This is a genomic window from Sporosarcina koreensis (assembly GCF_001531445.1).
GTDB classification, from domain to species: Bacteria; Bacillota; Bacilli; order Bacillales_A; family Planococcaceae; genus Sporosarcina; species Sporosarcina koreensis_C.
Genome location: NZ_LQYA01000023.1, coordinates 39,196 through 52,065 on the forward strand (window position 1 = coordinate 39,196; position 12,870 = coordinate 52,065).

At 43.9% G+C, this 12,870-nt stretch carries 10 protein-coding genes; 4 read left to right on the forward strand and 6 right to left on the reverse strand.

Annotated elements, in window-relative coordinates; all coding sequences use genetic code 11:
- Nucleotides 1-9 precede the first annotated feature (9 nt).
- The 6 genes from AWV70_RS04980 to AWV70_RS05005 all read right to left on the reverse strand — a co-directional run bounded on the left by AWV70_RS04980 (nt 10) and on the right by AWV70_RS05005 (nt 7,749).
- Nucleotides 10-1,530 (reverse strand): AbgT family transporter, encoded by a 1,521-nt coding sequence (locus AWV70_RS04980; protein WP_060204901.1) that lies wholly within the window; start codon nt 1,528-1,530, stop codon nt 10-12.
- A 9-nt stretch (nt 1,531-1,539) separates the two neighbouring features.
- Entirely contained in the window at nt 1,540-2,985 is a 1,446-nt protein-coding gene (locus AWV70_RS04985; RefSeq protein ID WP_060204902.1) for an amidohydrolase, read from the reverse strand.
- A gap of 18 nt (nt 2,986-3,003) precedes the next feature.
- Nucleotides 3,004-4,269: a Zn-dependent hydrolase gene (locus AWV70_RS04990; protein ID WP_060204903.1), complete on the reverse strand. Its 1,266-nt coding sequence runs from the start codon at nt 4,267-4,269 to the stop codon at nt 3,004-3,006.
- Nucleotides 4,270-4,272: 3 nt separating this feature from the next.
- Complete coding sequence (locus tag AWV70_RS04995; RefSeq protein ID WP_060204904.1) at nt 4,273-5,598, reverse strand: hypothetical protein; 1,326 nt, start codon at nt 5,596-5,598, stop codon at nt 4,273-4,275.
- A gap of 300 nt (nt 5,599-5,898) precedes the next feature.
- Nucleotides 5,899-7,041: a glycosyl hydrolase family 18 protein gene (locus AWV70_RS05000; protein WP_060204905.1), complete on the reverse strand. Its 1,143-nt coding sequence runs from the start codon at nt 7,039-7,041 to the stop codon at nt 5,899-5,901.
- A 168-nt stretch (nt 7,042-7,209) separates the two neighbouring features.
- Nucleotides 7,210-7,749: a hypothetical protein gene (locus AWV70_RS05005; RefSeq protein WP_060204906.1), complete on the reverse strand. Its 540-nt coding sequence runs from the start codon at nt 7,747-7,749 to the stop codon at nt 7,210-7,212.
- 254 nt (nt 7,750-8,003) lie between these two features.
- On the opposite strand from AWV70_RS05005, the gene AWV70_RS05010 reads away from it, so the two are divergent.
- From AWV70_RS05010 to AWV70_RS05025, 4 genes are all read left to right on the forward strand, one after another.
- A complete protein-coding gene (locus AWV70_RS05010) occupies nt 8,004-9,257 on the forward strand; it encodes a polysaccharide deacetylase family protein (RefSeq protein ID WP_060204907.1) in 1,254 nt (417 codons plus the stop codon).
- Between the two features lie 20 nt (nt 9,258-9,277).
- Nucleotides 9,278-9,775, forward strand: a complete 498-nt coding sequence (locus AWV70_RS05015; protein ID WP_060204908.1) for a sigma-70 family RNA polymerase sigma factor — start codon at nt 9,278-9,280, stop codon at nt 9,773-9,775.
- Nucleotides 9,772-10,848, forward strand: coding sequence for a S26 family signal peptidase (locus tag AWV70_RS05020; RefSeq protein ID WP_060204909.1), 1,077 nt, complete (start codon nt 9,772-9,774; stop codon nt 10,846-10,848). The genes AWV70_RS05015 and AWV70_RS05020 overlap by 4 nt, the downstream gene beginning before the upstream one ends.
- Nucleotides 10,849-11,376: 528 nt before the next feature.
- Nucleotides 11,377-12,849: a BCCT family transporter gene (locus tag AWV70_RS05025; protein WP_060204910.1), complete on the forward strand. Its 1,473-nt coding sequence runs from the start codon at nt 11,377-11,379 to the stop codon at nt 12,847-12,849.
- The last annotated feature ends 21 nt before the right edge of the window (nt 12,850-12,870 follow it).

Here is a 12,870-nt window from a genome sequence, read left to right on the forward strand (position 1 = left end):
CTCTATCAATTATAAGCGTGCGTGAATACCAGGTCCAAACGGAATGCCCAAGTAGAAGAATACGAGAATCAAAATAATCCAAGTTGCCAAGAAAACAAGGCTATATGGAATCATTAAGGACATATACGTTCCGATGCTAGCTTTTTTATCGTAACGTTGCATGAATGCCAATATGATGACCATATATGGGAATAGCGGTGTAATAATATTTGTCGATGAATCAGCAATACGATATGCGACTTGTGTAAATGCCGGATGGTAGCCGAGTTCCATGAACATTGGGACAAATATCGGCGCTTCAATGGCCCATTTCGCTGAACCGGATGTAATCAGGAAGTTCATCAGCGATGTGAAAATAATATAACCGATGATGAGCGGCATTCCTGTAAAGTTGACGCTTTCAAGGAATTCAGCACCGTTAACGGCTACCCAAGTACCTAAGTTGGACCAGTTGAAATACGCAGTGAATTGCGCAATCGCAAATACGAGCACGATATAGCTGGACAAGTCTTTGACTGCTTCAGACATGTAATGGCTAATATCTTTACTAGTCTTGATTTTACCGACAGAAATCCCGAACGTTACCCCGATAATGATGAAGAAAAACAAGATGATCGGAATGATGCCACTCAAGAATGGAGAACTTGGGATCAATCCACCGTCTTCGTTCGTCAATGGACTGTTCGTAGGAATGAAAATGGCTGCTAAAATAATGGCAACATAGATCAGGCCGGCAAGGATAGCATGAATGAATGCTCTTTTTTCATTCGGGAGATCTTCCGTTCCTTCTTCTTCCAATGCTTCGCCTTTATACACACCGAGGCGCGGTTCGATAAATTTGGAAGTTAACAGACCACCGACGATCGTCAAGACGAAAACAGAAGCGATATTGAAGAACCAATTGTCCACGGGTGAAACTGTGAATGTTTCATCCATGATGCGTGCCGCTTCTGTAGAAATACCAGCGAGCAATGCATCTGTTCCAGCGATGAACAAGTTTGCTGTGAATCCTGCCCCCGCACCAGCGAATCCGGCAGCAAGTCCAGCCAATGGATGGCGTCCGACTTTATAGAAGACGAGTGCTGCAAGCGGCGGAATGAGCACAACGGCAGCGTCGGAAGCGAGGTTCCCCATAATTCCTACAAATACGACAGTGTATGTCAGTAAGAAAGGAGGTGATTTCAAGATCGTTTTACGTACGGCATAGTCCAGCAAACCGACTTTTTCTGCTAATCCAACACCAAGCATCATGACGACTACGAGACCTAACGGCGCAAAGCCGGTGAAGTTATCGAGCATCGAAGTTAAGATGAATTGCAAACCTTCAGCGGAGATCAAGCTCTTGATCGGCATGACTTCTCCTTTGCCCGGATGGACGACAGAGGCATTGAATAGGCTGAAAATCCATGACGTGATAATCATGAGTACTGCTAAACCGACAAACAGTGCAAACGGATCGGGAAGTTTATTGCCAACCTTTTCAACAATGTCTAAAAATCTTTGGAATATACCTTTTTTCTTTTTCATCATTTCACCTCGTTAGTAGATTCTTTTCCCGCCCAGTGTAGATGGACTGACATCTTTCGGGATAGGGGGGATATAAGGATTTTGTTTTTCGAACTGAGCATGTTCTTCTTTCACTTGTTCCAGTTTTTCGGATGAAGTGACCAGTTCAATGCCGGTCAATGCCATAGCGGAAGCCGCACGCAACATTCCGCGATTTGCGAAATCGGAAAGGCCTTGTGCTGTCATTTGCCATGTGTGTAAAGCAGTTCCAAGTGTGCTTGTGGCGGCAGTTAATTGAGCAGTCGGGAGTACCCAGCTGACATCAGCTACATCTGTAGAACCGTAGAAAATTTCTTTCGATTCTTCATAATCCGAAATGCTGTCATTCAAATATTTTCCTTCGAATTCGCTGCCGTCTCCGATATAACCGAATCCATTCATGACGTCTAAGTAGAATTCCTGCTCATCAGACGAGAAAGTATCCCAGATCTGTTTTGCATAAGCTTTTTCTTCTGCAGAAGGTTCACTGGCTCCAACTTCTTTCAGATTTTTGTACAGGATTCGTTCTAGACTTCTATTTGGAACATAGTTGGAGCATGCTTTCATGAATTCAATTTCCAGTTCCGTTTCTGTCATTAGTGCAGCACCTTCTGCTATTTTGCAAATCCGCTGATAAATCCCTTCCACCTGATTGTTTTTCGGTGCGCGGATCAAATACAGAACTTCTGCATGAGGCTGCACAACAGCAGGTGAAAAGCCGCCTGTATCTGTAATGGCGTAGTGAACCCTGGCATCTTGGATGATATGCTCGCGTAAATAATTGACGCCGACATTCATCAACTCAACGGCGTCCAGCGCACTGCGGCCTAAATGCGGGGAATTTGCCGCATGGGCAGCGACGCCTTTGAAACGGAAGGAAACTTGATAATTTGCCAATGTCGGCCGGCCCATAATGGAGTTGCCCGGAGACGGATGCCAGGTCAGAGCTGCAGCGACGCCTTCAAACGCACCGTCTCGCACCATGAACGTTTTCCCGGATCCGCCTTCTTCACCTGGACATCCGTAAAAAACGACTGTCCCTTTCAAGTTGTTATCTTTCAAATAAGCTTTCGTAGCGCATGCTGCGGCAAATGCCCCTGTACCGAGCAAGTTATGACCGCATCCGTGTCCGAAGTCAGGGGATTCTTTCACTTGCTCTTCTTTTGATATAGAAGGTGTTTGGCTTAAGCCGGGCAATGCGTCATATTCACCTAGAAACGCAATGACAGGTTTACCAAATCCAAATGTCGCTTTGAAGGCGGTAGGGATATTTGCGAGGTTGCGCTCCACTTCAAATCCTTGTTTTTCGCATTCTGAAGATAAAAATGCAGCAGACTTGTATTCTTCAAAACGTGTTTCCGGATGGTGGAATAGATAGGCAGATACCTCATTGAAGTAATCTGCGTTTTCTTCCATATACTCTTTGATGAATGTATACATTTGATGTCCTCCTAGTTTTTATTCTAATGAAGAGTAGTCGTTGCCAGCTGTTTCTCGTAGATATTCAGCTAGCACTCTCGTTCCTTTCAATAGATCTTCACTATCGGCGTGCTCTGACGGGTTATGGCTAACCCCGTCGCGGCAAGGGATGAATACTAGCCCGCATGGCCAGCGTTTGGCCAAATTCATAACATCATGCCCAGCCCCGCTATCTAACGGCATCGATGACAATCCAATTTTCTCGCAAATATGTGTGAGCTTAGCTTGTATGGATGCATCGAGTTGGATTGGTTCATCATCAACGAGCGTTTGAATCGTAATCACAACCGGTCTGTCCCTTTGGACTGCTAGTGCGAAATTGTTAATTCTACTAACGAGTTCGTGTTTTGCTTGTGCGTTCGTACTCCGGATATCGACGACTAACACGACTTCTCCCGGTATCATGCTTATCGCATTCGGGCTGTTTTGTATCGTGCTGACAGTAGCTACAAGCGGGACATTTTGTTGTTGATTGATGTCTACCGTTGTTTCCTCAATGAAGCTGATGATCGGTGCAATCGCGACAAGTGCGTCCTGACGTTCATCCATCGGCGTGGTGCCTGTATGGTTTGTTTTTCCGACAGAAGTGATTCGGAGTCTAGTAGGTTGGGCAATTGCTTGCACAATCCCGATATCTCTTTTGGACTTCTCCAGCTTCTTTGCTTGTTCAATATGCAATTCGACAAATTGTTCAAGTTGATGATCTTCCAGTCGGGCTTCATGAAGTAACTCCCAGTCCAAATCACAGTTTGTAAACGCTTTCTTTAAGGTGATGCCGCTACTATCTTCAAGGGAAGCAAGTTTGTCTTTATCCAACAGCCCGCAGATTGCTTTACTGCCAATCGTAGAAACATTGAAGCGCGCGGATTCCTCGCAGGCAAATGCAATAACGGCAATGTTCTTTGTCGGCTGGAAGGATTGCTCTTTGAGTAGTTTCACTGCCGCTAGGCTTGCGACTACACCAGCCGCGCCATCGTAGCCTCCGCCGTTGTAAACAGTATCGAGGTGGGAACCGGTGGCAATCCAACCTGCTGCTTCATCGACTTTCCACAAAGCCCATTGGTTACCTGCAGCATCTTGATAGGTTTGCAGTCCAAGGTCTTTGGCGATGTACCGGAATTGTTCCTGTGATGCCTGCTCTTCCTTCGTATAACCAAGACGTGAAAATCCTTCTGCCTGGTCCATTGTGTTTACAAGATTGACTTGCAGAAGCTTTTCTTCGATCCACGTAGTCAGATGTTGCATCGTTTACTCCTCCTTTCCAAAGAGAAGTTCTTGGTCCGAAAAGCGATACACATTGCTAGGACGTCCTCTTGGTGTCGTTTGTGTTTTATCGTAAATCTCAATGATACCTGTTTGCTGTAATTCCAATAAAATCCTGCGGGCGTTTCGCTTTGTGTTCGTGAACCATTGCGCCACATCGTCAGCTGTAAATTCCTGTTTGTTATAGCGCTGACAATTAAAGGCCAATCGCAACACATCGCGTGCGTTGCTGTCCGTCAATTGGAAACGTTCCTGCAAGATTGTCCGCAACTCGGTAGTGTTCAACATATTTGAATAATCGCTTTGAACTTTTTGCGTAATATCTTTTTTTGTTTTCACAATCAGAAGATAGGGCTCTTCATCTGCTTTTAATTGATTGAGACCATGTCGTACATGTTGTTCAGCTTCTACAACAGTTTGTCCATAACCGATTGTAAAACCGATATCCAATTGGTCATTCAATTTGAATGTTCCGATAGTAGTTAGTAAGGATGATTCAATATCTTCATCAATTTCGCCTTTCGTCGTGTAGATCGAGTAAAGGCCGTCTGCGATTTCAACGAAGGAGCCGTTCAATTTTTGCGTTAACGTCAGAAGGTGTTTCTTAACGAGTAAGTCTTGGTGCTTCCATTCAAATATCGATTTCTCGATATTTTCATTGGCATTTAACACTTGGCAGCCTATCACAGCCATCTGTAAGTTTTCAAAGTGTTTGGACTGCGCTTTTTTAATCAGCAATTCAATAGACAATTTGATTGCAATGTAGGAAGGGGTCAGCCGGTAGACCGGAACATCGGCTTCTTTTAGCCGATCATATACTTCCTTCATAGCTGTAATGGCAACTTCGGTTTTCTGATCTTTATAAAGTTTTTCGTGAAGAAAAGAGAGTTGCTTACCATCTCCGTTACAAGAAGAAGGGATCGTTTCGAAATGAAGGTAATTTAAGTCGTAAAAAGAAACTACTTTTTGCACTTCTTCAGCCGTAATATAATCAATGCTCACAGACCGAATGATTCTACCTTCGTTTGCTTGTATTTCTAATAGTTTTCCAAAAAAGCTTGAACCGTGCAAATAAGGAAAACTCGCTTGTTCTTCCTTAACTAAGCCATGTTGTAGAGCGTACATATGATTCATCATTCCGGAAAACAACCACTGATCCACGATGGGACGTCCTTGCTCAATCAGTGCAGGCAATTCGGTCACTGTTTCGTAGATAAAAGGGATACATTTTGTATTAGGAAACTCCTCCGCAACTGACAAAATCTTACCAACTGATTCCGCAGGCCCGACAACGCCGATTGTGACTAGCAATATCCCATCCCCCTCTGTATTCAATGAATCTATATAAGGACAAATTCCTTTAAGTTTCCTTATACGTTACTATAAAGCGCTTTCATTGTCTATATGTTTTTCTTTGGAAATATTAGATAGTTCGCAATGACATTGCTATGAAGCGGTTTAAGAGAGGGAAATTATGTTTAGGGAAGGGAAATTGAATCAACAGCAACCGTTCCTGATGAAGGAAATAGAGACACCAAAAATAACCCATCCTTGAGAGATTGCTCACTTAGGATGGGTTATCTTATCATTGATTCACTCGGAATCCTCAATCTACACTCTCTTCCGTATCGTGAAAGTGTCTCCAAGCAATAGCCAGTTTTGCGGGAAGGGGTAGCCAAGCACCCAGTAACTGATGCCTCGGAGTTTATAGTCTTTTACCATATTGAACTTTGCTTGTGCGCTACGGGCGTCTTCAAACCAGACTTCATGGGTGCGCCCTTGCTCGTCGGTGTAACGGAAAAATGGAGATTGTGTTTTCGTGTCATATTGAATGGCTACTTGATGTTGAATGGCTCGACGGACCGCTTCCTGTGCGCTGAATGTTTCAGCTTCCTGCCCTTGAACGAAAGGAAGAAGCCAGTCTCGTGCATAAATTTGGAAGCCGAAAAAAATTTTGTCCCGCGGTATGACCGTGACAGCATAGTCGAGAACCTTTTTAATCTCATTAATGGGTGAAATCGCTTGAGCAGGTCCCTTTCGATATCCCCATTCGTATGTCATCAGTACAACAAAATCGACGATTCTACCGTGCGCTTGATAATCATGCGCTTCAAATAGCAATCCTTTTTGTTCACTACTCGTTTTTGGAGCAAGAGCTGATGATACAGAATATCCCTCTGGATGTAACCGATCGACCGCAAGTTGTAAAAATTGATTGTAATTCTCTCGGTCAGCAGGATACACATTTTCAAAATCGATGTTTAATCCCTGATACCCTTTCTCTTTCATAACAGCAAGTACATTCGTAATGACCTTTTCTTGAAGTTCACGACTTGATAGGACAGTATGAGCAAGGTCAGATCCGGTTTCTGTGGCACTGAAATTTGTGATAGCCATCACTGGCACGATTCGTTCGGCAGTTGCGGATTTGAGCATTTCCTCATCATCGAGAGTCGTTAAACTACCATCCTCTTTCACGCTATACACAAATGGCATCCAGTACGTTAAATAACGGCCGACTTCTTGAATCTCCCTCGCGCCTGTTTCCCCTGTATTGATTGTATAGGCATTCACATCAATGACTGGCTTTTGGGCGGTTGAACGGGAAACGGTCGGTATTACAAGCGCTTGACCGATGACTAATGCATTCGGGTTTTCCAATTGGTTGGCCGATGCAATTTGATTCATTGTAACACCGTATTGATTGGCAATTGCCCACAAAGAATCTCCCTGTCTGACGACATGAATCTGCAATGCACTTCTCTCCTTATTCTTCATCTCCTTTATGGTATTCCGATGGGAAACGGGATGTTATCACGTATTAGTAAGGGGGATGGAAGTCCAATCGAATAAAAAAATGAGGAACCAAATCAAACTAGAATTTGATAGATTCCTCATTCTATTGATTACGGCGGCAAACATTTATTCCAAGCCGCCACTATACAAGCTTCTCAACAATTGTTTGTCGCCGAGGTATGACATTTTTGCAATTTGGTCGTCGCGCATAATGGCGACACCTGTTACTTCGATCGCCGTTTTCTCCCCGTCTTTATTCACATAATCCAGATCGACTGTAAAGTTATAATTTGTTGGCGTCTCTTCGTTTTGCTCCACTGTGACATCGTTTACCTTTAACTGATAGTCGTATCTGTCGGCTACAGTATGGAACATATCAAACTCATCCGTTCGAGTGTATAGCTCGAATGTGCTTTCCGTAAAGTAAGGTCCGTACGTTTCCTTTAAATATGACATGTATTGAGCGTATTCTTCCTCGAATTTTCCTTCGTCGTCCGAGAAGTAGTTCTGGAAAATAGCTTTTTCATCGGGCGCATTCATTTGCAGTTCGACAACCTTTTTTACCGTTTCCTTAATTTGATCTTGCTCATCGAACTTCGAACAACCTGCAAATAGTATGCAGAATGCGATGAAAAATATAGCAATTCCTCTTTCTCTCTTCTTCATCCTCTCACCTCGTATCTTCGCAGTTTCTGTTAACTATTTATACGAATGATGAGAGATAAATGATTCATTTTCTTCTACTATCATAGCGTTGGATTTTTATCGATCATTTCCCGGCTTTTATTGTCATTTTGTGACCTCTGACCTAATGAAATTTGCGTTAAAAGAACACCCTAAAAACTTTTTTAAAACACTATGAAACTTTTCCTGAAAATCTCCGTCTGTACGTTGCTTGATTGACAGTGGAGGTAAAGACTATGAGGAAATTGCCGTTAGTTGTTTTCTTAATCGTATTTATTATAAGTGTTGGAGCGATATGGATTTTGATTGAAACGCAAGGAAGAGTGTTTGCGCAAAGTACGGATCGGTTTCTCGCAAAGAGGGAATTTGAACGGGTACTGACTTTGCAAGAGCGCCAGCCGATTTATATGAAGGGCGCTGCCTTGACGCAGATTGGTGTGTTGGAGGCGGATCAGCCTGTTGCGATCACGGGTGAGGATGAGGTGTATTATGAGCTTCGGCTCGGAAATATGTCTGCCTTTGTCCGTAAGGGGCAGGGGACGGTCGAAAAGAAGAAGCTTTCGACAGTTGTCCAAATGGAGCGGTTGGCTGCCGTTCACGCATTGCAAAAAACCGCAGTGTATGAGAATGCTAACTTAGAGAGCAGTGTTATCATGGAATTGGAAGAAGGCTATCGCTATCCAGTCGTGCGGGAGGAAGGAGATTGGTATATCCTAACGATAGCGGAGCGGCCGGGATATATTCATAAGCAGTCTGTTGCATTGGATGCGGGATTGCCTGTGCTTGTCTACCATCAGGTGTTACCGCTTGAGTTGATGAGCACGATGAATAGCACGATTTCGTTGGAATCATTTGAGCAGCAGATGGGATACTTGGCGGAGCATCATTTCGAGACGTTGACAGCACATCAGCTTTATGATTATTTGGAGGGACGTCTCGTTGTACCGAACAAAGCGGTGCTCCTTACATTCGATGACGGGTTATTATCGACGAAGGAATATGCGTATCCGATTTTAAAGCAATACGGGTTTACGGCGCTTCAGCATATTATTTCTTCGCGAACGGGTCGGGCAGAGGGAGCGCAACTGTTTGATGCGGAAGGCCCGCTGCAATTTTTTACCGTGGGGGATATAGAAGAGTTGGCGGATGTTTTCCAATTTGAAGCCCATACGTATGAATTGCATTCATTGAATGAGGATACGGGCACAGGGATTGTGTTTGATCAATCAAAAGAAGAGATCCTATTGGATTTACAGCGAAATATCGAGCAAGTGCCTACAGCCGTTTCAATCGCGTATCCGTTTGGGCATTATAATGGGGATTTCATTGCGGCGGCGAAAGAGACGGGATTGCTGATCGGCTTTACGACGACGGAAGGGTATGCCAATCGGAAGACGTCAAATTATGAAGTATGCCGATACGGAGTAACCGAGAAAAAGTCGTTCGAACAATTTGTTGCGTATGTGGAGGGTGACATGACGTGGCCGTAGAAGAGGGTGAGGGTTCATAAATGAGTAGTATTGATCAAATAATCGATGAGCATTCGCGTTATTTAGTGCGAATCGCTTATTTATATGTGAAGAATTGGTCGACTGCCGAAGATATTGTGCAAGAAGTATTTGTTACGTATTTTCAAAAGAGTGACCAGTTTCGCAATGAAGCGTCGTTGAAGACGTATTTAACAAAAATGACTGCCAATCGAGCAAAAGATTATTTGCGCTCGTGGAAGCATAAAAAAGATGTGCTGTTCGATACAATCTTTGTTTCGGAAAAAGGTGCGGATGAAGTCGTGTTGGAGCAAGAACGGCTGGCGTCACTTGAAAAGAATCTTTTCCAGCTTCCGTTAAAATACCGCGAACCTTTAATCTTGTTTTATTATGACGAGCAATCGATCGCGGAAATAGCAGACTATCTGCAGCTGAATGAAAATACCGTGAAAACACGGCTGCGAAGGGCAAAGCAGCAGCTCAAGGAATTTTTTGAGGAAGAGGAGGTGGAGAGCAAATGAATGAATTCAAACGCAAGCTCGATGACATGATGGGCGATACGTCGATGCAGGAACGGCGGATCAAGCAGCGTGTACGCGAAAAGCTGCAGACGCCACCGGCTAGGAAGTTTTCTTGGCAAGTGCTGTTTGTCTCGGCTGCGCTTCCTGTCGTGGCATTGGTTCTTTTTCTAGCGATTGACCCGATGAACTATCTTTCTGCAGACCAGGGGCCAGGCACCCCATATGATCCGCTTGATGATTTGGCGCAAATCTCGGCACTGCAAAAGAAGAAGCAACTGTCGGCCGTTGAGTATGAGGAATTTGCTGCGCTTCCGCATTTTGACGAAGTCGAAGGACTGCATTATGTGGATAAAGAAGCATTTTCATTACAAGGGAGTTCGGATGTTTTCCATACGGTCATTGAGCGCAAAGCGAATTTATTCGATGAAGTTGTCTATGAGGCGGGCGATATTGTTCGCACGATGACGAACACGTCAAGCCATTTACCGACCTATATGGATGCCTATTACGAGGTGATTGCGGTTCCGGGGGATCGGGTTGTGTTGAAAAACGGCAAGTTGCGCATCAACGGCAAACCGGTGAAATCCGATCTTATGGATCGCTATGAAGAACAGGAAGTGAAGATTTTAGGAGGCTATGACCAGCTGTTGAATGCGCGGGAATATTTATTGTTGAACCATTTCCCTGCCAATGAAACGGTGCAGGGGGCAACGATTACACCTGTGCACAAAATTTACGGACAAGTGGTAGGTATTGCAACGGAAGAGCGAACCGACTCGATTTATATCGATTATTTATCTGATCAGCTTACGGGCGATTATACACCTGAGCAATACTTTGATTTGTATTTGTACGATGATCTGTTAGGCTTCGGCAATTTGCCAGAAACGCCGCTGTTTGCACAACTGAACCGGTTGGGCGAATTGTTCCTGGAGGCATCGTACAGGACAGCGACCCCTGTTTCTGACAGTGAAGTAGAAATCCGCTACCAATATGGCCGTACAGGAGTAGCCGAGCAGGTGTTTCATATGAAACGGGAATCGAACTCAAATCGCTGGGTAATAGAAGAATAATGCTGAAGGGGGATGGGACCCCCGACATTTATTTCGGAAACCAGGTTGGCAGCCGTTCAGAAATAGCCGTCAACCAACCGCTTCATATAAAGGGCGCGCTAACCTGGTCCTCGAACTACTTTTTCTTCGAAGGAGCCCTTCGAAGGTGCCTGTGCAAGACACAATTCAGATTATGAACTACAATCGCATAAATGAACGAGAGAATCCAGTAACATCTAACTTTTCTTGTATTTTTATCACTTATGATGAATTGTCATAAATGTGCCTTGCACAGGCACCACACTGAAATTATCAATCAATCGTGGAGGAAAGGTTTACGTTTTTAAAAAATGGGTATAATTGATTGCTGTATGTTTAAAAATGCATGACAAACTGCCGTCTATGACGATTTTTTAAATCGGATAGGCGGCTTTCGTGCAACATGCTGCAAAGTCGATAGGGTCAACCAGGAAAGTAAATGCCACTTACATGATTGATGTAATTCTTTGAAGGGATGACAAGTGGAAAAAGTAGAAAGGGGAATTTTTTTTGCATATTACAAGGGTGTTTTGGTATGCAGTCGTTATTTGTATAGCGATTGTACTTTGGGGTGCTTTTGCCCCAGATAGTTTAAACGAGTTGACTGTATCTGCGACAGCATTTATTTATGATCATTTTGGGTGGTTTTACATATTTGTCATTGTTGCGATGATTAGTTTTTGTTTCTATATCATGTTTTCCCGTTTTGGCAAGGTGAAGTTAGGAAAAGAAAATGAGAAGCCTGAATTTAGTTTACTTGCATGGTTTGCCATGCTGTTCAGCGCGGGGATGGGCATCGGACTGATGTTCTTTACAACAGCGGAAACCATTTCACATGCTTTCATCAGTTCGCCGAACGGGGCGCCAGGGTCTGATCAGGCGATTATCGAATCCATTCAATACGCGATGTTTCACTGGGGCCTTCATGGCTGGGGATTGTATAGCATTGTAGCACTTGTGCTCGCTTACTTTAAATTCCGCGTTGGTGCCCCGGGGTTGATTAGTGCTACGCTGGAGCCGTTGTTTGGCAAGAAAATCATGCGGGGCACAGTCGGTCATATCGTAGATACGCTTGCGATTTTTGCGACTGTTGCTGGTGTTGCATCCACTCTCGGATTCGGTTCAGCACAAATTAATAGCGGCTTGACGTATTTGTTTGATGCCCCTAAAACGTTTTGGTTTCAATTAATCATTTTAGCAATCGCGACGGTATTATTTATTTTATCCGCATGGTCGGGGATCGGACGGGGAATAAAATACTTAAGCACCATCAATATTGTCGTTGCATTTATCCTGTTAGTTCTATTGTTTATTGTTGGTCCGTCCATGTACATTTTGAATTTATTTACAACTTCAATCGGTAAATATGCAGGGAATTTCATTGAAATGAGTTTTGAACTTAAACCGTTGAATGGAGAACAGCGTCAGTGGATCAATGATTGGACGATATTTTATTGGGCATGGTGGATTTCTTGGGCACCATTTGTAGGCATGTTCATCGCACGTGTGTCAAAAGGCCGTACGATAAGAGAGTTTGTGGCAGGCGTATTACTTGCTCCTACACTTGTAACATTTATCTTCTTTGCCGTGTTTGGAGGCTCCGCATTATACTTGGAGCAAAACGGGCTTGCCAAGCTGTCCACGTTAGTTACGGAAACGGTGACATTCGGCATGTATGAGCATTATCCGCTTGGGACAGTTCTGTCCCTGATTACAGTGTTTGTCATCGCCATATTTTTCGTGACGTCTGCGGATTCGGCAACATTTGTACTCGGCATGTTCAGTACGGGGGGACAATTGAATCCTTCAAATGTTGTCAAAATCGTTTGGGGGCTCGCATTAGCTGCAATGGCCGCCATTGTCATGTATTCCGGAGGTATTAAAGGCTTTCAAAATATGCTTATCATATCGGCATTGCCTCTCTCCCTTATTGTCATTTTAATGGTCGTATCCTTTTATAAAATCATACAGCATAAAGAGTGATAAGCTCATGCATAGGAATGA

Coding starts and splice junctions, on each gene's coding strand:
- AWV70_RS04985 (WP_060204902.1), bottom strand. CDS start 2,985: ATGTATACATTCATCAAAGAGTATATGGAAGAAAACGCAGATTACTTC.
- AWV70_RS05020 (WP_060204909.1), top strand. CDS start 9,772: ATGAATGAATTCAAACGCAAGCTCGATGACATGATGGGCGATACGTCG.
- AWV70_RS05015 (WP_060204908.1), top strand. CDS start 9,278: ATGAGTAGTATTGATCAAATAATCGATGAGCATTCGCGTTATTTAGTG.
- AWV70_RS04990 (WP_060204903.1), bottom strand. CDS start 4,269: ATGCAACATCTGACTACGTGGATCGAAGAAAAGCTTCTGCAAGTCAAT.
- AWV70_RS05010 (WP_060204907.1), top strand. CDS start 8,004: ATGAGGAAATTGCCGTTAGTTGTTTTCTTAATCGTATTTATTATAAGT.
- AWV70_RS04980 (WP_060204901.1), bottom strand. CDS start 1,530: ATGATGAAAAAGAAAAAAGGTATATTCCAAAGATTTTTAGACATTGTT.
- AWV70_RS05005 (WP_060204906.1), bottom strand. CDS start 7,749: ATGAAGAAGAGAGAAAGAGGAATTGCTATATTTTTCATCGCATTCTGC.